Origin of the sequence: Rhodococcus aetherivorans (assembly GCF_011058165.1) — a bacterium.
Classification (GTDB): Bacteria; Actinomycetota; Actinomycetes; order Mycobacteriales; family Mycobacteriaceae; genus Rhodococcus; species Rhodococcus aetherivorans.
Genome location: NZ_JAALEG010000088.1, coordinates 1 through 25,903 on the forward strand (window position 1 = coordinate 1; position 25,903 = coordinate 25,903).

Annotated in this window: 23 protein-coding genes and 1 pseudogene; 10 read left to right on the forward strand and 14 right to left on the reverse strand. The window is 71.5% G+C overall.

The window, feature by feature from the left end; translation table 11 throughout:
* The 4 genes and pseudogenes from G6039_RS30825 to G6039_RS24940 form a co-directional block, all read right to left on the reverse strand.
* A pseudogene (locus G6039_RS30825) lies at positions 1-140 on the reverse strand (amidohydrolase family protein); the annotation flags it as partial.
* A 19-nt stretch (positions 141-159) separates the two neighbouring features.
* Positions 160-999 carry an SDR family oxidoreductase gene (locus tag G6039_RS24930; RefSeq protein WP_029545279.1) on the reverse strand — a complete coding sequence of 280 codons (840 nt, stop codon included), beginning with the start codon at positions 997-999 and terminating at the stop codon, positions 160-162.
* Between the two features lie 105 nt (positions 1,000-1,104).
* Positions 1,105-2,421: a wax ester/triacylglycerol synthase domain-containing protein gene (locus tag G6039_RS24935; RefSeq protein ID WP_029545281.1), complete on the reverse strand. Its 1,317-nt coding sequence runs from the start codon at positions 2,419-2,421 to the stop codon at positions 1,105-1,107.
* A gap of 123 nt (positions 2,422-2,544) precedes the next feature.
* Positions 2,545-3,705: an RNA-guided endonuclease InsQ/TnpB family protein gene (locus G6039_RS24940; RefSeq protein ID WP_029545283.1), complete on the reverse strand. Its 1,161-nt coding sequence runs from the start codon at positions 3,703-3,705 to the stop codon at positions 2,545-2,547.
* Between G6039_RS24940 and G6039_RS24945 the strand changes: the two genes are divergently transcribed.
* Entirely contained in the window at positions 3,642-5,837 is a 2,196-nt protein-coding gene (locus G6039_RS24945) for a prolyl oligopeptidase family serine peptidase (RefSeq protein ID WP_255326775.1), read from the forward strand. The two genes, G6039_RS24940 and G6039_RS24945, sit on opposite strands and share 64 nt — an antisense overlap.
* Positions 5,838-5,847: 10 nt before the next feature.
* On the opposite strand, the gene G6039_RS24950 is transcribed toward G6039_RS24945, so the two are convergent.
* A complete protein-coding gene (locus tag G6039_RS24950) occupies positions 5,848-6,699 on the reverse strand; it encodes an alpha/beta hydrolase family protein (RefSeq protein ID WP_006932928.1) in 852 nt (283 codons plus the stop codon).
* Positions 6,700-6,708: 9 nt separating this feature from the next.
* Entirely contained in the window at positions 6,709-7,740 is a 1,032-nt protein-coding gene (locus G6039_RS24955) for a patatin-like phospholipase family protein (protein ID WP_029545286.1), read from the reverse strand.
* 174 nt (positions 7,741-7,914) lie between these two features.
* Here G6039_RS24955 and G6039_RS24960 point away from each other — a divergent pair, with 174 nt between their 5' ends.
* The 3 genes from G6039_RS24960 to G6039_RS24970 all read left to right on the forward strand — a co-directional run bounded on the left by G6039_RS24960 (position 7,915) and on the right by G6039_RS24970 (position 9,050).
* The gene (locus G6039_RS24960; RefSeq protein WP_029545288.1) at positions 7,915-8,262 is read left to right on the forward strand and encodes a PASTA domain-containing protein; all 348 of its coding nucleotides are present in this window, start codon (positions 7,915-7,917) and stop codon (positions 8,260-8,262) included.
* A 112-nt stretch (positions 8,263-8,374) separates the two neighbouring features.
* Positions 8,375-8,758 (forward strand): phage holin family protein, encoded by a 384-nt coding sequence (locus G6039_RS24965; protein ID WP_029545290.1) that lies wholly within the window; start codon positions 8,375-8,377, stop codon positions 8,756-8,758.
* Positions 8,759-8,843: 85 nt separating this feature from the next.
* Entirely contained in the window at positions 8,844-9,050 is a 207-nt protein-coding gene (locus tag G6039_RS24970; RefSeq protein WP_029545293.1) for a PspC domain-containing protein, read from the forward strand.
* Between the two features lie 81 nt (positions 9,051-9,131).
* Here G6039_RS24970 and G6039_RS24975 read toward each other — a convergent pair whose 3' ends face one another.
* On the reverse strand, positions 9,132-9,989 hold the full coding sequence (locus tag G6039_RS24975; protein ID WP_029545295.1) for a LysR family transcriptional regulator: 858 nt from the start codon (positions 9,987-9,989) through the stop codon (positions 9,132-9,134).
* Positions 9,990-10,073: 84 nt separating this feature from the next.
* Here G6039_RS24975 and G6039_RS24980 point away from each other — a divergent pair, with 84 nt between their 5' ends.
* On the forward strand, positions 10,074-11,063 hold the full coding sequence (locus G6039_RS24980; RefSeq protein WP_029545298.1) for a bile acid:sodium symporter family protein: 990 nt from the start codon (positions 10,074-10,076) through the stop codon (positions 11,061-11,063).
* 1,182 nt (positions 11,064-12,245) lie between these two features.
* On the opposite strand, the gene groL is transcribed toward G6039_RS24980, so the two are convergent.
* The 4 genes from groL to htpG all read right to left on the reverse strand — a co-directional run bounded on the left by groL (position 12,246) and on the right by htpG (position 17,572).
* Complete coding sequence (gene groL / locus G6039_RS24985) at positions 12,246-13,871, reverse strand: chaperonin GroEL (RefSeq protein WP_006932397.1); 1,626 nt, start codon at positions 13,869-13,871, stop codon at positions 12,246-12,248.
* A gap of 249 nt (positions 13,872-14,120) precedes the next feature.
* Positions 14,121-14,648 carry a DUF6764 family protein gene (locus tag G6039_RS24990; RefSeq protein WP_006932398.1) on the reverse strand — a complete coding sequence of 176 codons (528 nt, stop codon included), beginning with the start codon at positions 14,646-14,648 and terminating at the stop codon, positions 14,121-14,123.
* A gap of 109 nt (positions 14,649-14,757) precedes the next feature.
* A complete protein-coding gene (locus tag G6039_RS24995; protein ID WP_006932403.1) occupies positions 14,758-15,534 on the reverse strand; it encodes an HAD-IIA family hydrolase in 777 nt (258 codons plus the stop codon).
* A 106-nt stretch (positions 15,535-15,640) separates the two neighbouring features.
* Positions 15,641-17,572 (reverse strand): molecular chaperone HtpG, encoded by a 1,932-nt coding sequence (htpG, locus tag G6039_RS25000; protein WP_006932404.1) that lies wholly within the window; start codon positions 17,570-17,572, stop codon positions 15,641-15,643.
* A 211-nt stretch (positions 17,573-17,783) separates the two neighbouring features.
* On the opposite strand from htpG, the gene hutU reads away from it, so the two are divergent.
* The 4 genes from hutU to G6039_RS25020 are packed head-to-tail and all read left to right on the forward strand — an operon-like array spanning position 17,784 to position 22,923.
* Complete coding sequence (gene hutU, locus G6039_RS25005; RefSeq protein WP_029545300.1) at positions 17,784-19,466, forward strand: urocanate hydratase; 1,683 nt, start codon at positions 17,784-17,786, stop codon at positions 19,464-19,466.
* Positions 19,467-19,470: 4 nt separating this feature from the next.
* On the forward strand, positions 19,471-20,655 hold the full coding sequence (gene hutI / locus G6039_RS25010) for an imidazolonepropionase (protein WP_029545303.1): 1,185 nt from the start codon (positions 19,471-19,473) through the stop codon (positions 20,653-20,655).
* A complete protein-coding gene (gene hutG, locus G6039_RS25015; protein ID WP_029545305.1) occupies positions 20,652-21,647 on the forward strand; it encodes a formimidoylglutamase in 996 nt (331 codons plus the stop codon). The genes hutI and hutG overlap by 4 nt, the downstream gene beginning before the upstream one ends.
* 37 nt (positions 21,648-21,684) lie before the next feature.
* Positions 21,685-22,923: an NAD(P)/FAD-dependent oxidoreductase gene (locus G6039_RS25020; protein ID WP_029545308.1), complete on the forward strand. Its 1,239-nt coding sequence runs from the start codon at positions 21,685-21,687 to the stop codon at positions 22,921-22,923.
* Positions 22,924-22,926: 3 nt separating this feature from the next.
* On the opposite strand, the gene hutH is transcribed toward G6039_RS25020, so the two are convergent.
* From hutH to G6039_RS25035, 3 genes are read right to left on the reverse strand one after another with little or no spacing between them, the layout of a single operon-like run.
* Positions 22,927-24,474, reverse strand: coding sequence for a histidine ammonia-lyase (hutH, locus tag G6039_RS25025; protein ID WP_029545310.1), 1,548 nt, complete (start codon positions 24,472-24,474; stop codon positions 22,927-22,929).
* A gap of 17 nt (positions 24,475-24,491) precedes the next feature.
* Complete coding sequence (locus G6039_RS25030; RefSeq protein ID WP_037201076.1) at positions 24,492-25,055, reverse strand: P-loop nucleotide/nucleoside kinase family protein; 564 nt, start codon at positions 25,053-25,055, stop codon at positions 24,492-24,494.
* Positions 25,052-25,600 carry a PadR family transcriptional regulator gene (locus tag G6039_RS25035; RefSeq protein WP_029545315.1) on the reverse strand — a complete coding sequence of 183 codons (549 nt, stop codon included), beginning with the start codon at positions 25,598-25,600 and terminating at the stop codon, positions 25,052-25,054. Before G6039_RS25035 ends, G6039_RS25030 begins: the two co-directional genes overlap by 4 nt.
* Before the next feature lie 111 nt (positions 25,601-25,711).
* Between G6039_RS25035 and G6039_RS25040 the strand changes: the two genes are divergently transcribed.
* A partial coding sequence (locus tag G6039_RS25040; protein ID WP_164528136.1) for a DUF1707 SHOCT-like domain-containing protein occupies positions 25,712-25,903 on the forward strand: 192 nt, incomplete at its 3' end.

Sequence of the window (25,903 nt, forward strand, 5' to 3'; positions counted from 1 at the left end):
TCGGTGTCGGTCACGGTCGCCGGCAGTTGGGTGACGCCCACGAAGCGGGGGCCGAGGAGGGCCAGCGCGTCCAGCAGGTAGCCCTGATCGAAGCCGTGGAAGGAGCCGGACACGACGGCGCCACCCGCGACAACCGCCCCCTCGGGCGCAAGCACTTCCTCAGCGGCGGAAGCTCCGCATCCGCCGCACGTACCGCAGCACCTTCCGCACCGGCACCGGTCGCGGCCAGTCGACGGCACGGAACCACGCCTCGCTGCCGCCGTCGACCACCACGACGGAACCCACGAGGAAGTCCGCGGCCGGCGAGAGCATGAACTCCACCCACTCGGCGATCCGGTCCGGATCACCGAACCCGCCGATCGGAACCGGAAAACTCCTGACCCGCTTACCTTCCGGGCTCGCGAGCTGAGTCTCGAGCAACGGCGTCGCCACCGCGCCCGGCGCGAGGACGTTCAGCCGGATCCCCGACCCCGCCCAGTCCGGGGTCACCGCATTCCGGCGTGCCCAGTGGGTGACGGCGATCTTCGACGCGGCGTAGGTGAACGGGGCGGCCGCCGGCCGGATCCGGCCCGCCCGCCGCCCGCCCTTCTCCAGGTCGCCCGCGAGAAACGCCCGCACCGCCGACATCGGGACGGCCGGGGTGGTGGTCGTCGAATTCGACCCGAACACGACGACCTTGCTGTTGCCGGTCGCGGCGAGCGCCGGCCGCCACCCCTCGAGCAGCTCGATCACGCCCCGGACGTTGACCTGGGCGATGGCCTGTTCCATGCCGGGCACCGGACCGAGGCCCGCGGCGAGGACCGCACCGTCGAGCCGGTTCCCGGCCCGCTCGAGGGTCTGCCGCACCGCGTCGGAACGTCCCGCCGGGGTCGAGAGGTCGGCGACGACGTCGCCCTCCTTCAGGTCGATCCCGATCACCGTGTGACCGGCTGCCCGCAGCCGATCCGCGGCGGCCCGGCCCATCCCCGACGCCGCACCGGTCACCGCATACACACCCATCGTCACTCCCTCGTCGATCCGGTTCCGACCGGCACGCTACAGTCGCAACCGCCCCGAACCAAGCAGTTGCTCGACAGCGCCCGAGGCGGTTCGGGCACACCTTCCCTACGCGCGCGCCACCTGCGCGACGGCGGCACGCAGCACGGTCTCGTACCGGTCCAGTTCCCCGGGCTCGAGCACCTGCGGACTGGTCGTGACCGACAGCGTGACCACGTCGCCGATCCCGTGCACGCCGTGGGTCAGTCCCATGACGGGCGACAGGCCCGGGAACCCGGCGGTGAAGCGCACGACGGCGCCACCGAGCACCAGATCGCCCGCGCCGCGGTACACGCTCGACACGACCGTAGTGCCGGTGACGGTCCGCGGCACCGCGCCGAAGTCGGCGCGGGCGAGCCCGAACCGCAGCAGCGGGGCCGGGACGTGCGCGAGCGGACGATCCCGCAGATCCATGGCCGGATGCGTGATCCGTCGCCGCCGCTGCGCCAGGTCGTCCGCGATGGCCGCGGCGCGTTCACGGGGATCGCGCACGTGCGCGAACAGCCGGACGCCGGTGGTGCGGTAGGCATTGCGCGACAACCCGTTTCCGGCGAGGGAGACGGGCACCTCCGCGCCGAGCCGGTCGGCCGGGAAGGAGCCGAGGAACTCGGCGAGCGCGGACCCGATCGCGGTCAGCGCACCGACGGTCACGGTCCCCACCGTGCGCAGGTCCGTCGCCGGGCACACGATCGTCCGCACGGCACGCCGCGGGCCGGGATCGGTGTTCACGGCGCTCGGCGGGCAGCCCGGGGCCGGCGGCGGGACGGCCGGATCGGCCAGTTCCCGTTCGGCGCGCCCCGCGCGTGCCCCCGTCACCAGCAGCGAGCCCAGCTGGAGCGGCACCCGGGCCGCGGCCCGCAGCAGCATCACCGGCACCGCCGGCGCCTCCGGCCCGGCCGGGGCCCCGTCGCCGGCCGGGGCGGTGCCGGACAGCAACGCCCGGGCCAGGGCGGACGCGCGAGTCCCGTCCGCGAAGGCGTGCGAAACCTGCAGCACGACAACGGTTGCGGCCGCGGCGCAACGCGGTGCCCCCGTCACGCCGGGCACCAGGTGCAGCCGCCACGGCGAGGCCCGGATGTCGAGCCGGTCGGTGAGCAGCTCACCGAGGGCCTCCTGCACGCCCGGCCAGGACGGATCCGGCAGCCGGTGCACGACGAACCGGTCGGCGCCGACGGGCCCGGTCGCCCAGTACGGATAGTCCAGATCGCCGGGCACCGCCACGGCGTGCAGCCGCAGCTCGACGACGGCCGACGCCCGTCGCCGCAGCTCCGCTACCAGGCGGCCGGGGTCGCCGGCCGGCCCCTCGAAGCAGAACAGCAGGAACTGGTCGCTGCGGACGCGGTCGTCGAGCCAGTCCCGCTGGGCGTCGGAGGGGTGGAGCTGCATGCCGCCAGTGTGGCGGGTGCGGCGTTTGCGTCGCGCGCCGCGGTCCCCACCGGGTCGCCCGGGGCCGGATGGGTAACAATTGCCCTCAACGCCTCTCCTGCCTGAAGGCAGGAGATTCCCAGCTCAGACCGCAACCGCACCACCGACCCGAAGGAGGTGATCCGATTGACCGACGTCGTCGACACCGGTGTGGCCACGCTCCGCCACAGCCGGAACCACTCTGGCAGCGTTCCGGTCCCGGCATGCGATATAGCCGCAGCCCTGGCACCGGAAGATCCGTTCTGCGAGTTCGAGACGCTGCTTGGTTCTCGCGAAACACCTCGAACACGTCATGGTCGTGTACGCGGGCCGCACCATCACCACCTTCCGGCCGGCCCGCCTGCCCCGCTCGATCAACTCCCGTTTCGCCGACCCGATCGCCGCGTCCGCGGCCTGACGAGCCATCGTCGACCTCGCCAGAAACCGCGGCCGGAAATCCTCCACCGCAATCAACTCATGGTTGTCGACTACACGTTTCGCCCACACCCGCGCCTCGTGCCGGTTCCGGCGCGCGGCCTTCGTCACGATCTTCGCCGCGTGTGTGCGGGCGCGCCGGTAGCCCTTCGACGGCGGGTGGCCCTTCCCGCGGCGGCGCGCCGTCTTCCGTTGGGCTTTCGCCGGCTCCGCCGCGCAGCGTTTCCGATGCCCACCGTAGGACAGGTCGAATCTCTCGTCGGTGGTCGTCGCGGTCCGGGCCACACCCCAATCCACACCGATCCCGGAACCGCCCGGGGCTCCCGGTGCCGGTTCCACCTCGCGGGTCACCACGAACGAGGCGTACCAGTGCCCCAACGAATCGCGGGTGATGCGCACACTCGACGGCTCCGACGGCAACTCCCGCGACCACACCACCGGGATGCTGACACCCTTGGCGAGCACCAACCGCCCGTCCCGGATCCGGAAGCCGCGCCGGGTGTACTCGAGCGACGGCGACGTCGTCTTCCGCGACTTGCCTCTGGGGCGGCCACGCCCTTTCACCGTGAAGGATGCCTCCAACGCTTGTGCATAGGTTCGCAGCGTCTGCTGCTGCGCCACCTGGGAACCGTCCCGCAACCACGACGAGCGTTTCCGCGCTTCGGTCAACTGCGTGGCCAGCTTCCCGAACGTCGGCCTGCCACCGGCCTTGTGTTGGTGCACCGCCTCGTTCCACAAGAATCGGCAACGATGCCACTCCTGCATCAGTGCATGTTCGGCGATACTGCCCGGCCGCAACCGGTAGTTGTAGCGCACCACCTCGACCCCCATACCGGGCACGCCAACCGGACCCACCGACAGGTTTCCCCGACACCCTCACACCCCTCGAGAGGAGGACGGCGCCTTCTCTCCCCCGTGCACGAGGGAGTATCCGCGCCGAACACCAGATGACCGACGACACGAACGACCCGTACCTCTGGCTCGAGGACGTCACCGGCGACCAGCAACTCGGGTGGGTGCGCGCGCACAACGACCGCACCGTCGACGAGTACACCCGCACCGAGGCGTTCGAGACGCTGCAGTCCCGGATCCGGGAGGTCCTCGACACCGACGCGCGCATTCCGTACGCGCGGCGTCGCGGCGAGTACCTGTACAACTACTGGCGCGACGCTCGGCACGTGCGCGGTCTGTGGCGGCGCACCACCATGGAGCAGTACCTGCGCGACGCCCCGGACTGGGACGTGCTGGTCGACCTCGATGCGGTCGCCGAGGCGGAGGGCGAGAACTGGGTGTGGTCGGGCGCGCAGGTGCTGCGGCCCGACCAGTCCCGGGCCCTGATCGGCCTGTCGCGCGGCGGCGCCGACGCCACCGTGATCCGCGAGTTCGATGTGGAATCACGGAAGTTCGTCGACGGGCCGGACAGTTTCACGGTGCCGGAGGCGAAGACCGACATCGGCTGGATCGATGCGGACACCGTGTACGTCGGCACCGATTTCGGCGACGGCTCGCTCACGGACTCCGGATATCCGCGCCTGGCCAAGCGCTGGCGCCGCGGTACCCCGCTGTCCGCGGCCGAGACGGTGTACGAGGGCGACAAGTCCGACGTCGCCGTCTCCGCCTGGTACGACCGCACCCCCGGCTTCGAGCGCAGTTTCGTCGAGCGCGCGATCGACTTCTACACGTCGCACCGTTTCGAGTTGCGGCCCGACGGGGAGCTCGTCCGGATCGAGGCCCCCGACGACGCGAAGGTCTCCGTGTACCGCGACCACCTGCTGATCAGGACCCGGTCGCCGTGGCTCGGACATCCGGCGGGCACCCTGCTGGCCGCGAACTACCCCGAGTTCCTGGCCGGGTCGCGCGAGATGACGGTGCTGTTCGCCCCGGACGCGCACACCTCGCTGGAACAGTACGCCTGGACGCGGAACCACCTGCTGGTGGTCGCGCTGCGCGACGTGCAGACCGAGGTGCGGATGCTCACCCCGGGAGCGGACGGGTGGACCGATCGGCCCCTCGAGGACGTGCCGGCCGCGACCTCCACCTCCGTGATCGACGTCGACCCGCTCGAGAGCGACGAATTCTTCCTCAACTCCAGCGGTTTCACCGTGCCCGCGACGCTGCTGTCCGGCACGGTCGGCAGCCCGCTGGAGCCGATCAAGCAGGCCCCGGCGTTCTTCGACGCCGAGAACGTGACCGTCACACAGTATTTCGCCACCTCGGACGACGGAACCCAGGTTCCGTACTTCGTGGTGGGCCGCAACACCTCGTCCCCGGCGCCGACCCTGCTGTACGGCTACGGCGGATTCGAGAACTCGATGGTGCCGGCGTACAGCGGCGGCGTGGGCCTGGCGTGGCTCGAACGCGGGTACACCTACGTGATCGCCAACATCCGCGGCGGCGGAGAGTACGGGCCGCAGTGGCACACCCAGGCGCTGAAGGAGAACCGGCCCCGGGTGTTCGAGGACTTCGCCGCGGTGGCGCGGGATCTGGTCGCGCGCGGCATCACCACCGCCGACCGGCTCGGCATCCAGGGTGGCAGCAACGGCGGTCTGCTCATGGGCGTGATGCTCACCCGCTACCCCGAACTGTTCGGGACGATCGTGTGCCAGGTGCCGCTGCTGGACATGAAGCGGTATCACCTGCTGCTCGCCGGGGCGTCGTGGATGGCCGAGTACGGCGACCCCGACGACCCCGACGAATGGGCCTTCCTGCGCGAGTACTCGCCGTACCAGAACACCGACCCGGACGCGGCGTACCCGCCGATCCTGATCACCACCTCGACCCGGGACGACCGGGTGCATCCCGGTCACGCCCGGAAGATGGTGGCCCGGCTCGAGGAACAGGGGCACGAGGTCTGGTACTACGAGAACATCGAGGGCGGGCACGGCGGTGCCGCGGACAACGCCCAGGCCGCGTTCAAGGCGGCACTGACGTTCACGTTCCTCGAGCGCATGCTGTCCCGGTAGGAGGCCGCGCTCACCGGTCCTTCAACCAGGCGGAGATGCGGTCGACGGTGTCCGCGTTGTCGCGGATCCACCCGTTGTGCCCCAGCGGCCGGGACTGGTGCCACGTCGTCACGTCCGCGGCGGGCATCTTCTCGAGCAGGTGCCGGGCGGCGGGGACGGGCGTCATGTCGTCGCCCTCGACGGTGACGGACAGGACCGGCAGGCTCAGCTCGGCCAGCCGCTGCTCGTAGTCGACGTCGGCGCCGCGGGGCTCGAAACGTCCGCTGCGGGCCAGGCGCGCCCAGTCCGAGATGAGCAGCCGGGACTGGCGGCCGAAACCGGCGACGTCGAGCCGATCGCCGGGCCAGAACCCGGCCACGCTCGCGGTGATCGACATCGCCGCGGACCCGAGGAGCAGACCCGGCCCGCGGATGCCCGCGTGGTGACGGTAGTAGGGGGTGCCCGCGGCGACGAGGATCAGCCCGCCGAGGCGTCCGGGATTGCGGGAGGCATAGAGCACCCCGAGCTGACCGCCCATCGAATGCCCCAGGAGGTACGGGGTGGAGTCGAGGAACCGTTCGTGCACCACCTCGAACATCGCCGGCAGGTCGACGGCCACCAGTTCCTGGTAGCCGTAGTCGCTGTCGGGTCCGGGACGGGGGCGGCTGTCGCCCTGCCCGGGCAGCTCGCAGAGCGCGGCGTCGAACCCGTGCCCGGTGAGCGCCTCGGCGACGGGCTCGTAGTAGCCCGCCGGGATGCCGAGGCCGGGCAGGATCACCACCACGGGCCGTGGCGCGTCGATGCGGGCCGGGTGTTCCGGACCGGGAAACAGGCGGACCGGCGTCGTCGTGCCGCCCGGCAGCTGGATCGGTACGGTCTCCACCGGCTCAGCCTAGGCGGTTCCGGTGTCCGGGTCAGCCGGTTCGGCGACCGGCGCGACGCCGAGCCCCGCGGCGTCGAGGGCGGACTCCGTGAGGCTGCGGCCGAGCGCGATCATCTCGGCCGCACGGTGGAAGTCGAGGCTGCGTCCCGACTTGCGAGGGACGCGGATGAGCACGTCCGGCGGGTACCCGGCGAGCTGATACCGGGCGAGGGCCGACTGCATCAGGTCGAGCGAACGGTTCATCACCTCGAAGCGGCTGAGCTTCGGGACCGGTACCGGATCGTCGACGACCTCGGTCTCCTCGGGCGCCACGTCCTCCACGGCATCGCTGCGTGCCACCTGCCCGCTGCCGAAGCGACCGACCACCGAGCGGACGACGTCGCGCTCGAGCAGTTGCGCGGCGCTGCGGCGGAAGCGGCCGATCCACTCGTCGACCGGTCGCGGCTCTGCACTCGCGTGGGCCGGGGCGCCGCCCTCGACGTCGCGCTCCTCCGCCCCGAGGCTGACACCGATGGTGACGTCGGCACCGGCGGCGAGGATCGGGGCGAGTGGCAGCGGATCGAGGATTCCGCCGTCCGCGAGCACCCGCCCGTTGAGCACGTACGGGGTGATCACGCCGGGGATCGCGATGGAGGCGCGGATCGCCACGTCGACGGGGCCGCGCTGGAACCACACGGACCGGCCGGCGGCCAGGTCCGTCGCGACCGCCGTATACGGGATCCGCAGCCCCTCGATGGGGGTGTCGCCGAGGATCTCGCGCACCTTGTCGAGGATCTTCTCGGCGTGGATGGCGCCCGGCGCGGACAGTGACACGTCGAGCAGGCGCAGCACGTCGAGCTGGGTCAACGACGTCGCCCAGCGGGTGTAGTCGTCGAGCTTGCCCGCCGCGTACAGCCCGCCGACGAGCGCGCCCATGGACGAGCCCGCCACCCCGGTGATGTCGAAGCCGCGTTCCTCGAGCACCTCGATCACGCCGATGTGGGCGTAGCCGCGGGCACCCCCGCTGCCCAGGGCGAGCGCCACACGCGTCGGTCCGGCCATGCACAGATCCTACGGAGCACACGGCGCGCGAACCCCGAGACGAAAGATCAGGGTAGGGATCGGGGCGTCACCCGATGTGGAGCCGGCCCGCCGGTCGGCACGCTGAAAGGCATGACATCCACCACGAGCAGTTCCCACTCCGTTCCCGAAAGATCCCGCCGTGGAAGGGGTTTGCTGCGCACCTCCGTCACCGCGGCCGTGTGCGCGGCGGCCGCGTCGGTGTTGCTGGGCGCCGGGACCGCGGTGTTGCTGGGCGCCGGGACCGCGGCGGCGGCCCAGCCGGCTCCGAACGTGGTCGGAATGAGCGAACACAGCGCCCGGGCCGCGCTCGAGGCGCAGGGCGTGCCGTACGGCGTGGTCAACCGCGCCGGCACGGCATCCGGCGACTGCCACGTCACCGAACAGCGCGACAGGGGCTACCGCACCGAGATCGACATGCGGTACAACCACGACAAGGACGAGTTCGAGCGCGTCGAGACGCAGGTCTGGCGGGGCGTGGGCCTGGCGGTGGTCTGCATCTGACGAGTTCTCGCGCCGCGCCGACGATCCGGCGCCTCGAGGCGGGCCGGGATTCCGGCCCGCCTCGTCGGCTTGTCGGTTCACCCTCCCGGCCGGTGGGGGCTAGTCTCCTGGCATGGTCCGTCTGCTCGCGTCCGCGGTCGTCGCACTGCTCGCCAACGCTCTGGCGCTGCTCGTCGGTGCCTGGGTCCTGCCCGGCATGACGCTCGACGGCGTCGCCTTCGTCATCGCCGTCGTCCTGTTCACCGTGGCCGCGATGCTCGTCGACCCCCTGCTGCGTCAGCTGGCGGTGACCAAGACCCCTGCGCTCCTGGGCAGCAGCGCGCTCATCTCGACGCTGGTGGCGCTGATCGTCACCTCGCTCGTCAGCGACGGCCTGCAGATCCGGGGCGCGGCGACCTGGATCCTCGCGACGGTGATCGTATGGGCCGTCGCGCTGATCGCCCGGATGCTGCTGCCCCTGGTGATCTTCAAGAAGACGCTCGCCAAGCGCCGCTGAGGACGAACCCCGAGACGAAAGATCAGGGTAGGAATCGGGGCGTCACCCGATGTGGCCGGCAGGCCCGCGGCGGCACGCTTGTCGCATGACATTCGAGAACAGCACCCCCGGTCCCCGTCCCTTCGCCCGTTCCCGCTCGCAGCGCATGCTCGGTGGCGTGTGCGGCGGTCTCGCCGAATACTTCGGCATCGACGTCAACCTCGTCCGCGCCGGTGTGGTGGTCGCCGCGTTCGTCACCGGAGGCGGTGCGGCGCTGGTCTACCTGGCGCTGTGGATGCTGCTGCCCGAGTGAGAGGGACGAGCTCACCGCTCTCCCCCGCGGCGTGCGCCCGCGCCGCCGGCCGGAACGGGCGCACGCCGCGCGCAACGACGGTCAGCCGTCCCGGCCGAGCCGGTCGGCGTTCGCGAGGATCACGGCACGCAGTGCCCGCTCGGGTTCGTTGAGGACCGAACGCCGCGACAGCAGCACGAACTCGACCTCCCCCGCGTCGGGCAGTCGTCCCGCGCGCACGGGAACGAGCCCCGCCGGCGGCAGCCGGGCAGCGTGGAGCACGACGCCGAGCCCGGCGAGGACGGCTGCGCGCAGGCCGTTGAGGCTGTCGGTGGTGCAGGTGATGCGCGCCCCGAGTCCGGCGCGCCGGAGCGTGTCGAGGGCGATCTCGCGGGTCAACGCCGGCGGCGGATACGTCACCAGCGGGATCGGCCCGTCGGGCTCGACCACGAAGTCCGGTGCGGCGTGGAACACCAGCCGGTCCCGGAAGATCAGCTCCCCGTGTCGTTCCCCCGGCCGGCGCTTGCCGAAGACCAGGTCGAGGTCCCCGTCGTCGAGGCGCCGATGCAGGTCCTCGCTCAGCGCGACGGTGAGCTCGAAATCCACCCGGGGATGACTGCGCCGGAACTCCGCGAGGATGGCGGGCAGTTCGTGCAGCACCAGGTCCTCCGAGGCCCCGAAGCGCAGCCGCCCGCTGATCGGCGACTCCGAGAAGTACCGCCGGGCCGCGTCGTGCCGATCGAGGATGTCCCGGGCGAAGCCCAGCATGGCTGCGCCGTCGGCGGTGAGATCGACCGCGTGCGTGTCCCGCAGGAACAGCCGGCGGCCGGCGGCCTGCTCGAGCTTGCCGACGTGCTGACTGACCGTGGACTGGCGCAGGCCGAGCCGTCGCGCGGCGAGCGTGAAGCTGCGGGCGCGTTCCACGGCCAGGAAGCTGCGCAGGTGAACGGGATCGAACACCACGGTATTCAATCACGATTCGTGATGACAGTAATCGCGGTGATCGGTTTCCTGGATGGGCGTGCGGTGACCTAGCGTCGACTCATGTTCTCCAGGATCCCCGTGCTCGGACGCCTCGACCCCTTCCTCGTCGGCATCCTCGCCACCGTCGCGATCGCGGCGCTGCTGCCGGCCGAGGGCACGGCCCTGACCGCCGTCACGTGGGCCTCGAAGATCGCCATCGGCCTGCTGTTCTTCCTCTACGGAGCTCGCCTGTCCACGCACGAGGCCCTCGAAGGCCTCAAGCACTGGCGCCTGCACCTGACGATCCTCGCCACCACGTTCGCGGTGTTCCCGCTGCTCGGTCTGGCGACGAAGGTCCTCGTGCCGGCGGTCCTGACCGAGCCGTTGTATCTCGGCGTCCTCTACCTGTGCCTGCTGCCCTCGACGGTGCAGTCGTCGATCGCGCTGGTCTCGGTGGCCCGGGGCAACATCCCGGGGGCGGTCGTCTCCGCCAGCGCGTCGAGCCTGCTCGGCATCTTCGTCACGCCGCTGCTCGTCGCGCTGACGATGACTACGCAGGGCGTGACGTTCAGCGCCTCTGCGGTGCTCGACATCGTGCTCATGCTGCTGGTTCCGTTCCTCGCGGGCCAGCTCGTGCGCCGCTGGATCGGCGGGTGGGTCAAGGCCCACGGCAGGCCGCTGAAGATCGTCGACCGCGGTTCGATCCTGCTCGTCGTGTACGTCGCGTTCAGCCGCGGCATGAACGAGGGCATCTGGTCGAGCCTGTCGCCCGCGCGGCTGCTCGCCCTCGTGGGCGTGTGCCTCGTGCTGCTCGCGCTGGTCCTGGCGATCACGTGGTTCGGCGCACCGCGCCTGGGCTTCTCCTACGAGGACCGCGCGACGATCCTGTTCTGCGGCTCGACGAAGTCGCTCGCCACGGGCCTGCCGATGGCGACGGTGCTGTTCCCGGGCCAGCCGATCGGGCTGATCGTCCTGCCGCTCATGTTGTTCCACCAGATCCAGCTGCTGGTGTGTGCCGCGATCGCGGCGCGGCTGGCGAAGCGTGCGGTCGCCGCGGCCGTGGCGGTGTGAACCGGCCGGACACCTCACGACCGCAGCCACAGCGGCAGGAGATCCTGCGGCTGCGGCTGCGATTCGACTGCGGTCTCGGGCCCGGGACTAGTCCGTGCTGCCGGAGCCGAGGTCGGCGATCAGTTCGAGGATGGGCGTGATGAGGTCGAGCAGGCTGCCGATCATGATCTTCTCCGTCCAGGTGGTGGGTGGCTGCTAGTCGTCGCCGGCGCTCAGCGAGTCCAGAACCTCCAGCAGATCGAAATTCTCGAGTACCCAGCCGATGATGTCCGCGAGAGACCCCATGGCGACTCCTCCTTGATTTCGCCGGTGTCACGGATGCGCGGCCTGGAACTGCGACCGCGACGCCATTGTTACAACCTGTCACGAGTCGAGAACGCAGAAATCGGAAAAATCACCCCTCGATGGGAACGGGCCGGTCACACCGGAAACCCCGGACGGCACTCGGCCGCAGCGACGACGTGTGCCGCTGCGGCCGAGTGCTGTGGATCGAGGCAGCTCGAGAAGGGAAACCCTCCGACTCCCTCTCGGGCCGACGATCAGCTCACGGCCTGCTGGGTGGTCTCACCGGCCTCCGCGCTGCCCGTGCCGAGGATGTCGGCGAAGTCACCGAAGGTCTCCAGCAGGAGGTTGAGAATGTCCTGAACGGATCCGAGCATTGTCCGACTCCTTTGTCTCGTGTTTCTCGACCGGCCGGAATTTCCGGCCCGCCGCTTCTGCACGCGAACGGATCGTTCCCGATCACAATTCCGAGTGTGGCACGGGCCCCGCGAATTGTGCGCTGCGAGCCGGCGAATTCAGGGCGTGAGACAATTCACACCCCGGAAATGCGGCCTTGTTTTCGATGCATTTCCGCGGCATTTATGCAGGTGCAGAGCGGAAAATTCCGGAACGCAAAGATTTCCGCATTGTGAGTGCGGAAAAACGGAATGTTTAACGAAAAGAATTGCGTCCCCGGCCGCCCGGGAAGCGCCGCGCGGCCGCCCCGAACTGCACTTCAGCACTCGGCGCGGCGGAACATTTCCCCGATTTCCCGGCGGCGGCAGGCATTCCTGCACCCGTCGGAACTTCGCGCACGCCGGGGCCTGCGCTCCCCGCCGCTCGGCCCGGGCCGAGCCCTCGACGCCACGAGGCCCGGCCCCACCGAAGTGGAACCGGGCCTCGAAGACGGTCGGGCGTGGATCAGAAGTCCATGCCACCCATGCCGCCGGTCGGGTCGCCGGCGGGAGCGGCGGCCTTCTCCGGCTTGTCGGCGACGACAGCCTCGGTGGTCAGGAACAGGGCCGCGATGGACGCCGCGTTCTGCAGCGCCGAGCGGGTGACCTTGACCGGGTCGTTGATGCCGGCAGCCAGCAGGTCCTCGTACTCGCCGGTGGCGGCGTTGAGGCCGTGGCCGGCGGGCAGGTTGCGGACCTTCTCGGCGACGACGCCAGGCTCGAGGCCGGCGTTGAAGGCGATCTGCTTCAGCGGGGCCTCGAGGGCAACCTTGACGATGTTGGCACCGGTGGCCTCGTCACCCTCGAGCTTCAGGTCGTCCAGAACCGGCGCGGCCTGCAGCAGCGCGACGCCACCACCGGCGACGATGCCCTCCTCGACCGCAGCCTTGGCGTTGCGGACGGCATCCTCGATGCGGTGCTTGCGCTCCTTGAGCTCGACCTCGGTGGCGGCACCGGCCTTGATGACCGCAACGCCGCCGGCCAGCTTGGCCAGACGCTCCTGCAGCTTCTCGCGGTCATAGTCCGAGTCCGACGCCTCGATCTCGGCGCGGATCTGGTTCACGCGACCGGCGATGGCGTCGGCGTCGCCGGCACCGTCGACGATGGTGGTCTCGTCCTTGGTGACGACGACCTTGCGCGCGCGGCCGAGCAGCTCGAGACCGGCGGTCTCGAGGGAGAGACCGACCTCTTCGCTGATGACCTCGCCACCGGTGAGGATGGCGATGTCGGCGAGCTGGGCCTTGCGGCGGTCACCGAAGCCGGGGGCCTTGATGGCGACCGACTTGAAGGTGCCACGGATCTTGTTGACGACCAGGGTGGACAGAGCCTCACCCTCGACGTCCTCGGCGATGATCGCCAGCGGCTTGCCGGACTGGATGACCTTCTCCAGCAGCGGCAGCAGGTCCTTGACGGTCGAGATCTTGCCCGACACGAGCAGGATGTAGGCGTCCTCGAGCACGGCCTCCTGACGCTCGGCGTCGGTGGCGAAGTACAGCGAGATGTAGCCCTTGTCGAAGCGCATGCCCTCGGTCAGCTCGAGCTGCAGGCCGAAGGTGTTGGACTCCTCGACGGTGATGACGCCTTCCTTGCCCACCTTGTCGATGGCCTCGGCGATCAGCTCACCGATCGCGGGGTCGCCCGCGGAGATGCCGGCGGTGGCGCCGATCTGCTCCTTGGTCTCGACCTCCTTGGCGGTGTCGAGCAGCTTGGCAGTGACGGCCTCGACGGCCTTCTCGATGCCGCGCTTGAGGCCGAGGGGGTTCGCACCGGCGGCGACGTTGCGCAGACCCTCGCGCACCAGCGCCTGGGCGAGCACGGTGGCGGTGGTGGTGCCGTCACCCGCGACGTCGTCCGTCTTCTTGGCAACTTCCTTGACCAGCTCGGCGCCGATCTTCTCGTACGGGTCCTCGAGCTCGATCTCCTTGGCGATGGACACACCATCGTTGGTGATCGTGGGGGCGCCCCACTTCTTCTCGAGCACGACGTTGCGACCCTTGGGCCCCAACGTCACCTTGACAGCGTCGGCGAGGCTGTTCAGGCCCCGCTCGAGGCCGCGACGGGCCTCTTCGTCGAACGCGATGATCTTGGCCATTGCGAAGTGATCCTCCGGATATGGGGGTGACACGCAGGGCGACCGCTCGTCGGGTCGCCCCATGTACGCCTTCGGCCGGAAGCAGTGCCCGCGACGGACGACCAGGGGTGTCGATATTCCCGGCCTCACCGTCCCGACCTGGCACTCACGTGTTGCGAGTGCCAAGAGCATTCTTAGCACTCGAGGGTGGCGAGTGCAAGGTCTGGAGCACCCGCCACCCCCGTCGCGCAAGACCGCTGCGGTGTGTTCTCAGCGACGCGTGGAACCGACGCCGACGGCGCACCACTGACCGGTGGCCGTGTTGACGGCGAACGACTGCGGGCCGACGCAGGTCACCCCGGTCGGATCGGCCGTCGCCCCCGACCCCCAGCCCGCGACCGACACCGTCGTCACCGGGCCCTGCGCCGAGGAATGGCTCAGTCCGCCGCCGAGGGCGTACGCGTAGGAGCGGCCACCGTTCTGGGCGCCGCTCAGGGCGGTCCCGAACCCCGTCGCGTGGGCCTCGGCCGCGCCGGCCGTCTGCGCCGCCGACACCGCGGTGCCGCTCTCGGAGGCGAAGGAGTGGGCCGTGCCGCCCTCGGCGGCCGTCGCGCCGCAGCTGGCGGCGTCGGAGACCAGGATCTCGTTGGCCGACGGCGGCGACACGCACGTCACCGGCGCCGCCGTCGCAGTACCCACGCCGAGCAGGGCGGCCGACGCGACGCCGAGAGCGGCGACGACACCGGCCCGGAGGAGGCGGCGGGGGACTACGACGGCACGGATGGATCGGATGGACAACAAGGTCTCCTCTGCGCTGGGCCGGGACTCGCTGGGCTCGGATGCCCGGACGGGGGCGACTCCCCCGGCGGCGAGGGTACCGGTCACACCCGCCCGGGGCGAGACGGCGTCACAGCGTGTCGAGGAGCTCCGGCAGGGCGGCGACCGAATCGATCACCCGATCGGGACGCTCGACCGCGAGGTCGAGCACCGACTGCCGAAACTTGCCGGTGCGCACCAGGATTCCCGTCATGCCGAGGCGCTGGCCGGGGATGACCTCCGCGTGGAGATCGTCGCCCACCACGGCCATCCGGTCCGGTTCGGTGCCCATCAGCTCGGCCGCGGCGAGGAAGCCCCGCATCGACGGCTTGCCGACCGCGACGACGGTCTGCCCGGTGAGTTCCTCGAGACCGGGCAGGTACACGCCGGTGTCGATGCGCAGGCCGTCCGCGGACTGCCACGTGGAGCCGCGGTGCATCGCGACCACCGGCACCCCGTCGAGCATGAGCTCGGCGACGCGGCTGAGGGCGCGGTGGCTGAACTCCGGCCCGGCCCCGCCGAGCACGACCACCTCGGGATCGTCCTCGTCGCGCACGATGCCCTCGAGGTCCGCCTCCACGTCGCCGTGGTTGAGCACCCAGCAGCGCCGGTCCGGGTAGGTCTGGCGCAGGTACTCGGCGGTGAGGGACGCGGCCGTCACGATCTCGGCGGGCTCGACCGGCATGCCCAGCCCGGTGAGGCTCTCGGCGATCTGCGCGCAGGTCCGCGACGTGGTGTTGGTCAGGAAGGCCCGATGCACCCCGCGCTCGCGGAGCCCGGCAAGCACCTCGGCGGCGCCCGGCACGGGTTCCCACGACGTCACGATCACGCCCTCGATATCGAACAACACCCCGTCCACGCCGGCCATGGTGTGAGCCTATCGGGTCGCCGCACCCCCACCACGCACGGACCGAATGTCACACCACGTCGATTCGATCGACGCGATGTGACATTCGGCCGGAAGGGGTGAGCGGTTACAGCGTGCGCGCGAGGCGATCGGCGAGCAGACGGGCGAACGCCGCCGGGTCCTCGAGTTCGCCGCCCTCGGCGAGCAGCGCGGTGCCGTACAGCAACTCGGCGGTCTCGCCGAGCGTCGGGTCGTCGGCGTGCCGGGCGTGCGCGTCGCGCAGCGCCGTGACCAACGGGTGGTCCGGGTTGAGCTCGAGGATGCGCTTGGTGTGCGGGACGGGCTGGCCCGACGCCCGGTACATCCGTTCGAGGGCGGGCGACATGGCGAACGTGTCGCCGACGAGGCACGCGGGCGACGTGGTCAGCCGCGACGACAGCCGCACCTGCTTCACGTGCTCGTCGAGCGTCTCGCCGAGCCACGACAGCAGGTCGGCGTACTCCTTCTCCCGCTCCTCACGCTCGGCCTCGGCGGCCTTCTTCTCGTCCTCGGTACCGAGATCCACCTCGCCCTTGGCGATCGACTGGAACGGCTTGCCCTCGAACTCGGGCACGGACCCCACCCACATCTCGTCGACCGGGTCGGTGAGCAGCAGCACCTCGAAGCCCTTGGCGCGGAAGGCCTCCATGTGCGGGGAGCTCTCGATCTGCTGCCGGGACTCGCCGGTCATGTAGAAGATCTCGTCCTGGCCTTCCTTCATCCGCGAGACGTACTCGGCGAGCGTCGTCGTCGAGTCCTCGCTGTGCGTGGACTCGAAGGAGGACACGGCGAGCAGGGTGTCGCGGTTGTCGAAATCCGAGAGCAGACCCTCCTTGAGGACCCGGCCGAACTGCGACCAGAAGGTCCGGTACTTCTCCTTCTCGGTGGTCGCCATGTCCTGGATCGTGGACAGCACCTTCTTGGTGAGCCGCCGGCGGATCGCGCGGATCTGCCTGTCCTGCTGCAGGATCTCGCGCGAGACGTTGAGCGACAGGTCCTGGGCGTCGACCACGCCCTTGACGAACCGCAGGTACTCCGGGATCAGCTCCTCGCAGTCGTCCATGATGAACACGCGCTTGACGTAGAGGTGGATCCCGGTCTTGCGCTCGCGCATGAACAGGTCGAACGGCGCCTGCGACGGGATGAACAGCAGCGCCTGGTATTCGAATGTGCCCTCGGCCTTCATCGGGACGACCTCGAGCGGCTCGTCCCACGCGTGGCTGACGTGCTTGTAGAACTCGCTGTACTCCTCCGCGGAGACGTCGTCCTTCGAGCGCGCCCACAGCGCCTTCATCGAGTTCAGGGTCTCCGTCTCGCGGACCACTTCGGCGACGGACCCCTCCCCCTCGGCGGGCTTGGTGCGTTCGACCTGCATCCGGATCGGCCAGGCGATGAAATCCGAGTAGCGCTTGACGATCTCCTTGATCTTCCACTCGGCCGTGTAGTCGAACAGGTGATCCTCGGTGTCCTCCGGCTTGAGGTGCAGCGTCACCGACGTGCCCTGGGGTGCGCCCTCGACCGTCTCGATCGTGTAGGTCGACTCGCCGCTCGACTCCCACCGGGTGCCGTCGTGCTCGCCGGCCTTGCGGGTCAGCAGGGTCACCTTGTCGGCCACCATGAAGGTCGAGTAGAAGCCGACCCCGAACTGGCCGATGAGTTCCTCCGGCGCGGCCGACTCCTGCGCCTCGCGCAGCTTGCGCCGCAGTTCCGCGGTGCCCGACTTCGCGAGGGTGCCGATCAGGTCGACCACCTCGTCCCGGGACATGCCGATGCCGTTGTCGCGGACGGTGAGGGTGCGCTGCTCCTTGTCGACCTCGATCTCGATGTGCAGATCCGACGTGTCGACCTGCAGGTCCTTGTTGCGGAACGCCTCGAGCTTGAGCTTGTCCAGCGCGTCCGACGAGTTGGAGACGAGTTCCCGGAGGAAGGTGTCCTTGTTCGAATACACCGAATGGATCAGCAGATCCAGCAGCTGACGCGTCTCCGCCTGAAACTCGAGCTGTTCGATACCCGTGGTCATGGATGGTTCCCTTCGACAGCAGAACGTTCGACGAAATCGTACGACCGCGCCGCCCCGCTGTTCCAAGGGGCCGCCGGGCGGGCCGCGGCCGGCCGCTCGGTCTCGGATCCGACACATCCGCCCGGACCGGTTGTCGCGGGGCGGTCCGCCGCAGTGTCATGGGATGGAGTCGCGGCGCCGGCGCGCCTCGCCGGTTTCGAGAGGAGGCCCCATGGCCACCGGAACGACCCCCTCCGCCCTCCCGGGCCCGCGGCCCGTGCGCGCCCCGCGCGGTCCCGGGCTGCGGTGCCGGGGCTGGCAACAGGAGGGCGCGCTGCGCCTGCTGATGAACAACCTCGATCCCGACGTCGCCGAACGGCCGGACGACCTGGTGGTCTACGGCGGCACCGGCCGGGCGGCCCGCAACTGGGCCGCATTCGACGCGATCGTGCGGACCCTCGAGACCCTCGGCGGCGACGAGACGCTGCTCGTGCAGTCCGGCAAGCCCGTCGGGGTGCTGCGCACCCACGAGTGGGCACCGCGCGTGCTGCTGGCCAACTCGAATCTGGTCGGCGACTGGGCGAACTGGGAGGAGTTCCGCCGCCTGGAGGCGCTGGGGCTGACGATGTACGGGCAGATGACCGCCGGATCCTGGATCTACATCGGCTCGCAGGGCATCCTGCAGGGCACCTACGAGACGTTCGGGGCCGTCGCCCGCAAGCGGTTCGGCGGCAGCCTCGCCGGCACCGTCACCCTGACCGCGGGCCTGGGCGGCATGGGCGGGGCGCAGCCCCTGGCGATCACAATGAACGAGGGCGTCGCGATCTGCGTCGAGGTCGACGAGGCCCGGGTCGACCGCCGGCTCGCGCAGGGTTTCCTCGACGCCAAGGCCGACAGCGTCGAGGCGGCGCTGGCCTCGGCGCTCGCGGCACGGGATGCGCGCGAGCCCCGCTCGATCGGGGTGGTCGGCAACGCCGCCGACGTCGTGCCGGCGCTGCTCGCGCTGCAGGCCCCCATCGACATCGTCACCGACCAGACCTCCGCCCACGACCCGCTGTCCTACCTGCCGCTCGGGGTGACGGTCGAGGAGTGGCACACCCTCGCGGCGAAGGACCCCGTGTGGTTCACCGAGCAGGCCCGCCGGTCGATGGCCCGGCACGTGAAGGCCATGGTCGGGTTCCTCGATCGCGGCGCCGAGGTGTTCGACTACGGCAACTCCATCCGCGACGAGGCCCGCAAGGGCGGCTTCGACCGGGCGTTCGCGTTCCCCGGCTTCGTACCCGCCTACATCCGTCCGCTGTTCGAGGAGGGCCGCGGGCCGTTCCGCTGGGTCGCGCTGTCGGGAGATCCCGCGGACATCGCGGCCACCGACCGTGCCGTCCTCGAACTGTTCCCCGAGAACGAGCATCTCGCCCGATGGCTCACCCTGGCCGGGCGCGCGGTGCCGTTCCAGGGGCTGCCGGCCCGCATCTGCTGGCTCGGCTACGGCGAACGGGACCGGGCCGGGCTGAGGTTCAACGAGATGGTCGCCGCCGGAGAGGTCGCCGCTCCGATCGCCATCGGCCGCGACCACCTCGACGCCGGGTCGGTGGCCTCGCCGTACCGCGAGACCGAGGCAATGGCCGACGGTTCGGACGCGATCGCCGACTGGCCGCTGCTCAACGCCCTGGTCAACACGGCGTCCGGCGCGTCGTGGGTGTCGATCCACCACGGTGGCGGGGTCGGCATCGGCCGGTCGCTGCACGCCGGGCAGGTGTGCATCGCCGACGGCACCGACCTCGCTGCGCGCAAGCTCGAGCGGGTGCTGACGAACGACCCCGGCACCGGCGTCCTCCGGCACGTCGACGCCGGCTACCCCCGTGCCGCCGAGGTCGCCGCGCGCCGCGGACTGCGCATCCCGATGCGGGAGGGCTGACGCCGTGTCGCCCGGGCGGAACTGGACACTGCTCGACAACATCGGCTGCCTCGTCACGAACGACCCGGAACTCGACCGGGGCCCGCTGGGGGTGCTCGTGGACGCCGCGGTGGTCGTCGGCGAGGGTCTGATCCGGTGGGTGGGGCCGCGCGACCGGGTCCCCGAGGGGGCCGCCGCGGACCGGCACGACCTGCAGGGCCGCGCCGTGCTGCCCGGATTCGTCGACAGTCATACGCATCTCGTGTTCGCCGGGGAGCGCGCCGAGGAATTCGCCGCCCGCATGGCCGGTGCCCCCTACACCGCCGGCGGCATCGCCACGACGATCGCGGCGACCCGCGCGGCGACCGATCGCGCGCTGGGGGCGACGGTGTCGCGGCTCGTCGCCGAGGGGTGGCAGTCCGGGACGACCACGGTCGAGTGCAAGTCCGGGTACGGCCAGTCCGTCGCCGACGAGCTGCGTTGCCTGCGGGTGGCCGAGGTGTTCACGCCGGAGACGACGCTGCTCGCCGCGCACGCCGTGCCGCCGGAGTTCGCCGACCGCCCCGACGACTACGTCCGGCTGGTGTGCGAGGAGATGGTCCCCGTGTGCGCGCCGCACGCGAAGTGGATCGACGTGTTCTGCGAGCGGGGCGCGTTCGACGCCGACCAGTGCCGGGCCGTGCTGCAGGCAGGGATGGCGCACGGCCTCACCCCGCGGGTGCACGGCAATCAGCTCGGTCCCGGGCCGGGCGTGCGGCTGGCGGTGGAGGTCGGTGCGGCATCGGTGGACCACGTCACCTACACGACGGCGGCGGACGTGGCGGCGCTCGCCGGCTCGGGCACGGTGGCGACGCTGCTGCCGGGCGCCGACTTCTGCACGCGCAACCGGTATCCGGACGCGCGGGCACTGCTGGACGCGGATGTCACCGTCGCGCTGGCCACCGACTGCAACCCCGGCACCTCTTACACCACGAGCATGCCGTTCTGCATCGCGCTGGCGGTGCGCGAGATGCACATGAGCCCGGAGGAGGCGGTCCACGCGGCGACCGCCGGGGGCGCCGCGGCGTTGCGCCGGGACGACGTCGGCGTCGTCCGGGAGGGCGCACGGGCAGATCTGATCGCGTTGGACGCGCCGTCGTACCTGCACCTGGCGTACCGGCCGGGAGTGCAGCTGGTCCGGGAGGTCTGGCAGGAAGGACTGCGGATGTGAGGATTCCGGTCGACGTGCCGCCGGCGCCGTGGACAGGCCGCGACGACGGCCCCGGTCCCGAGCACCTGCGCTGGCACGACGTGGTGGCGCCGCTGCCCGCGGACGCCGCGCGGGCGCAGGTCCTGATCGGATTCCGCAGCGACGAGGGCGTGCGCCGCAACCAGGGGCGGCCCGGCGCGGCGGACGGGCCGGTCGCGTTGCGGCGCGCCCTGGCGTCGCTGGCGCTGCCGGCGCCGGCGACGATCCACGACGCGGGCGACATCGCGGTGCGCGGCGGCGCCCTCGAGGACGGGCAGCGCCGCCTCGGCGCGGCGGTCACCGCGCTGCTCGACGCGGGGCATGCGGTGGTGGTGCTCGGCGGCGGGCACGAGGTGGCCTTCGGCAGCTACCTGGGCTGGGCCGGGTCCGCGGCCGCGCGGGCCGGGACCCGCTGGGGCGTGCTGAACCTGGACGCGCACTTCGACCTGCGGGCGGCGCCCGTCGCCACGTCGGGCACCCCGTTCCGGCAGATGGCCGAACGCGAACGCGAACAGGGCAGGTCGCTGCGCTACGCGGTGCTGGGCATCGCGCAGCCGAGCAACACGGCCGCGCTGTTCGCCGCCGCGGACGAGTTCGGGGTGCGGTACCTGCTGGACGACGAGTGCCGCGCGACGAACCTGCCCGTCGTGGAGACGTTCGTCGAGGAGTTCGTCCGCGCGGTGGACGCGGTGCACCTGACGATCGACCTCGATGTGCTGCCCGGCTGGGTGGCGCCCGGGGTGAGCGCCCCGGCGGCCTGCGGGGTCGCGTTCGAGGTGGTGCAGCACGTGTGCGACGTCGTGGCGCGCAGCGGCAGGCTCGCGCTCGTCGACGTCGCCGAGCTGGCGCCGGCCGTCGACGTCGACGGGCGCACGGCCCGGGCGGCGGCCCGGCTGATCCATCGGATCGTCACGGGGCGGCCGGCGGGCGACCACCCCCGGTTCGCGGGCACCGAGCCCGGCGACGGTCCATGATGGAGGTGATGGGGTACCTCGAGATCGGGAGTGCGTCATGGCGATTCGTCGGGTGGTCGTCGTCGGGGCGGGCTTCGTCGGGTTGTCGGCGGCCTGGTTCCTGCAGGAGCGCGGCGTCGAGGTCACGGTGCTCGACCGCACCGGGGTGGCCGCCGATGCGTCGTGGGGCAATGCGGGCTGGCTGGCCCCCGCGCTGACCCTGCCACTGCCGGAGCCGGCGGTGCTGCGGTACGGGATCCGTTCGATGCTCACGCCGTCGTCCCCGGTGTACGTGCCGCCCGCGGTCGACCTGCGGTTGTGGCGGTTCCTGGCGGGATTCGCGCGGCACTGCACCGCCCGCCGGTGGCGCGCGGCGATGGCGGTGTTCGCCGAGGTGAACCGGATGGCGCTGGGCGCCTACGACGATCTGGCCCGCGGCGGTGTCGTCGAACAGACCCGCCCGGCGGATCCGTTCCTGGCAGCGTTCGCGTCCGAGGACGACCGTCGCGTGCTCGTCGAGGAGTTCCGGCAGGTGGTCGCGGCGGGCGGCGAGGTGGATTTCGACCTGCTCGACGGGGACACGATCCGCACCCTGGAGCCGCTGCTCGGCGACGGGGTGCGGGCCGGGATCCGGCTGCGGGGGCAGCGGTTCGTCGACCCGCCGCGGTTCGTCGCCGCGCTGGCGGAGTCGGTGCGCGACCGTGGCGGTGAGATCGTCACCGGGTTCGAGGTGCAGGCGGTCCGGGACGGCCCGCGGGACGTGCGCGTGGTGGGCACCGGCGGCGGGGACCGGGCGGCGGATGCGGTGGTGCTGGCCACCGGGGCCCGGCTGAACGACCTGGCCCGGCCGTTCGGGGTCCGGATGCCGGTGCAGGCCGGTCGCGGCTACAGCTTCAGCGTGCGCCCGGCGCACCTGCCGAAGAACCCGATCTACTTCCCGGCCCAGCGGGTCGCGTGCACGCCGCTGCACGATCGGTTCCGCATCGCCGGGATGATGGAGTTCCGCCGGCCCGACGCCCCGCTCGACCCGCGGCGGATCCAGGCCATCGTCGACGCGGCGCGGCCGCTGCTGACCGGCGTCGACTGGGCCGCCCGGGCGGAGGAGTGGGTGGGCTCGCGTCCCTGCACCCCGGACGGTCTGCCGCTGGTCGGCGGCACCCGCTCCGCGCGCGTGTTCGTCGCCGGCGGTCACGGCATGTGGGGCGTGGCGCTGGGCCCGCTGACCGGCCGCCTGCTGGCCGGCGCGATGACCGGTGCGCGGGCGGCGGTGCCGCGGCAGTTCGACCCGCTCCGCTGACGATCAGTCCAGGGCCCCGATCGCGGATTCCGCCGCGGCGACGAGTTCTCCGCTCGCGGCGAGCCGGGCCGCGGCGTCGATCTCCGGGGCGAGATGCCGGTCCGGGCCGGGCCCGGCCACGTGCCGGCGGAGCGCGGCGACCACCGCGCCGGTGCCGGGGGCCGGGGTGAGCGGGGCGCGCAGGTCCAGTGCGCGTGCCGCGGTGAGTGCCTCGATGGCCAGGACACGGGTCAGCGCGGCGAGGCCGCGGCGCAGCTTGCGGGCGGCGGACCAGCCCATCGAGACGTGGTCCTCCTGCATGGCCGACGACGGGATCGAGTCGACGGCGGCGGGCACGGCGAGGCGCTTGAGGTCGGCGACGAGCGCGGCCTGGGTGTACTGGGCGATCATGTGCCCGCTGTCGACGCCGGGATCGTGGGCGAGGAACGGCGGCAGGCCGTGGCTGCGGGCCACGTCGAGCAGCCGGTCGGTGCGGCGCTCGCTGATGTTCGCGACGTCGGCGACGACGACGGCGAGGAAGTCGAGGACGTACGCCAGCGGGGCGCCGTGGAAGTTGCCGTTCGACTCGATCCGGCCGTCGCGGGTGACGACCGGGTTGTCGATCGCGGCCGCGAGTTCGCGTCCGGCGACCTGCTCGGCGTGGGTCAGGGTGTCGCGCGCGGCGCCCGCGACCTGCGGGGCACACCGCAGCGAGTAGGCATCCTGCACCACCGGGCAGTCCGGGGTCCGGTGGCTGGCCACGACGGCGGAGCCGGCGAGGAGCCGGGTCATGTTGGCGGCGGCCACGGCCTGGCCGGGGTGCGGCCGCAGGGCGTGCAGGTCGGCGGCGAAGACCCGGTCGGTGCCGAGCAGGGCCTCGACGCTCATCGCGGCCGTGACGTCGGCGAGCCGCAGCAGGGCGCGCAGGTCGTGGCAGGCAAGGACCAGCATGCCCAGCATCCCGTCGGTGCCGTTGATGAGGGCGAGCCCTTCCTTCTCGGCGAGCACGACGGGCGCGAGGCCCGCCGCGGCGAGGGCCTGCGCGGCCGGCACGAGCGTGCCGGCGGCGTCGCGGGCCTCGCCCTCGCCGGTGAGGACGAGGGCCACGTGGGCGAGCGGCGCGAGGTCCCCGGAACAGCCGAGGCTGCCGTGCTCGGGCACCACCGGCGTGATTCCCGCGCTCAGCATCGCGGCGTAGGCCGTGGCGGTCCCGGGGCGGACCCCGGTGTGCCCGGTGGCGAAGGTGGACAGGCGCAGCAGCATCATCGCGCGGACCACCTCCCGTTCCACCTCGGGACCGGTCCCGGCGGCGTGAGAGCGGATCACGCTGCGCTGCAGATCGATTCGCGATTCCGGGGGAATGTGGCGGGTGGCGAGCGCCCCGAACCCGGTGGTGATGCCGTACGCGGGCCGGGGGTCGCGGGCGAGCGCGTCGACCACGGCACGGGCCGCGCCGATGAGGGCGAGCGCGTCCGCGGAGAGCCGGACCGGCGCGCCGGACCGCGCCACCCGCAGGACCTCGTCCGTCGAGACGGGACCGACTCCGACGACGACCTCCTCGGCCACGGCCACCTCCCGATCGATACGCGCTATCCGGATTGTGTCCCCGGCACCGGCCGGCGCGCCGCCGAATCGGGGTCGAGAAGGCCGGCTTCGCGCCGGATCGTGGTGACCGCATCGTCGGGACCGGCCACAGCCGTGTCGATCGTCAGGTGGGCACGGTCCCACGCCTCGTAGTGTCGTCCGCGGATCTGCTGCCACGTGGGGAGCGCGAGGCCGGCGATGTCTCCGGCACGCCGCTCGGCGCGTCTGCGATGTTCGGCGGGGTCGGTGCAGACCAGTTCCACTTCGAGCACCCGGGCCCCGGCCCGGTGCGCGGCGGCGCACCAGGCGTCGCGGGTGAGTTTCACGGGGTTGACGCACTCGACGACGGTGGTGAGTCCGAGCGCGAGCTGGTCGCGGGCGAGGGCGTAACCGGCGTCGTATCCGGCGGTCCGCGGCGGCCGGGGCAGTTCACCGGAGTCCACCAGGGCCTGCTCGATCGTGTCGATCCGCAGATAGGCGGCGGCGATCCGGGCCGCCAGGCGACGGGCGACGGTCGTCTTCCCGGTCGCGGGCAGGCCCCCGATCACGATCAGCCAGGGCCGGTTCACGAGGCCGGCCCCAGCGTGTCCGCCACCCGGCCGAACCACTCGAGCACGGCCCGTTCGTAGACGATGCCGAAGTCCAGGGTCGCCGACGAGTACGGGTCCGCGCAGTGCTCGGCGGCGGCGCGCTCGTAGTCGGCGAGCCGGCGTTCGTGGGCGGCGCGGTGGACGGCGAGCATCTCGGCCAGCCTGCCGGGCGGCAGGTGCCTGCCGAACGCGACGGTGAGCAGCAGCGGGTAGCGGATGTTCTCCGGTCCGGGTTCGCGTTCGATCCACTCGGCGAATGCGGCGCGGCCGGAGGCGGTGAGCGCGAAGGGCTTGCGGTCGCGCGGGCCCACCTCGCCCGCCTCGACGAGACCGGCCCGTTCCATGGCGGCGAGTTCGCGATACACCTGACTGGTCGTGATCGACCAGAATTTCCCGATCCGCTCCTGCGCGGTCACCACCAGATCCCACCCGGTCTTCGGACCCTCGTGCAGGAATCCCAGCAGCGACGCCGCGGTGGCGTTGAGCGGACGAGCCGCGGGGGCATCGAGCGGACGGTCGACCATGGCGGACACCTTTCCCGGGGGCTTGACATTCCACTGTGGCATATCCACCATAGTGGTATCGACATTCCACTGTGGAACCTCAGTGGTCTCGACCCTCCGCAGGAGGCAGCGATGGAATACGTCAACGGTGTCCGGATCTCCGACCCCGAACGCGAGCGGCTCGTCGACGAGCTGGGCCGGCATCTCACCGCCGGCCGGCTCACGATCGGCGAGTTCGACCAGCGGGTCGGCGAGGTGTACCGGTCCGTCACCACCGACGAGGCGCACCGGGTACTGAGCGACCTTCCGGCGGCACCCCCGGCC

Excerpts from the sequence above, each read along its gene's own strand:
- G6039_RS24930 (WP_029545279.1), bottom strand. The coding sequence starts at position 999 with ATGGGTGTGTATGCGGTGACCGGTGCGGCGTCGGGGATGGGCCGGGCC.
- G6039_RS24935 (WP_029545281.1), bottom strand. The coding sequence starts at position 2,421 with ATGCAGCTCCACCCCTCCGACGCCCAGCGGGACTGGCTCGACGACCGC.
- G6039_RS24940 (WP_029545283.1), bottom strand. The coding sequence starts at position 3,705 with ATGGGGGTCGAGGTGGTGCGCTACAACTACCGGTTGCGGCCGGGCAGT.
- G6039_RS24955 (WP_029545286.1), bottom strand. The coding sequence starts at position 7,740 with ATGGCCGGACCGACGCGTGTGGCGCTCGCCCTGGGCAGCGGGGGTGCC.
- G6039_RS24965 (WP_029545290.1), top strand. The coding sequence starts at position 8,375 with ATGGTCCGTCTGCTCGCGTCCGCGGTCGTCGCACTGCTCGCCAACGCT.
- G6039_RS24970 (WP_029545293.1), top strand. The coding sequence starts at position 8,844 with ATGACATTCGAGAACAGCACCCCCGGTCCCCGTCCCTTCGCCCGTTCC.
- G6039_RS24980 (WP_029545298.1), top strand. The coding sequence starts at position 10,074 with ATGTTCTCCAGGATCCCCGTGCTCGGACGCCTCGACCCCTTCCTCGTC.
- groL (WP_006932397.1), bottom strand. The coding sequence starts at position 13,871 with ATGGCCAAGATCATCGCGTTCGACGAAGAGGCCCGTCGCGGCCTCGAG.
- G6039_RS24995 (WP_006932403.1), bottom strand. The coding sequence starts at position 15,534 with ATGGCCGGCGTGGACGGGGTGTTGTTCGATATCGAGGGCGTGATCGTG.
- htpG (WP_006932404.1), bottom strand. The coding sequence starts at position 17,572 with ATGACCACGGGTATCGAACAGCTCGAGTTTCAGGCGGAGACGCGTCAG.
- hutU (WP_029545300.1), top strand. The coding sequence starts at position 17,784 with ATGGCCACCGGAACGACCCCCTCCGCCCTCCCGGGCCCGCGGCCCGTG.
- G6039_RS25020 (WP_029545308.1), top strand. The coding sequence starts at position 21,685 with ATGGCGATTCGTCGGGTGGTCGTCGTCGGGGCGGGCTTCGTCGGGTTG.
- G6039_RS25035 (WP_029545315.1), bottom strand. The coding sequence starts at position 25,600 with ATGGTCGACCGTCCGCTCGATGCCCCCGCGGCTCGTCCGCTCAACGCC.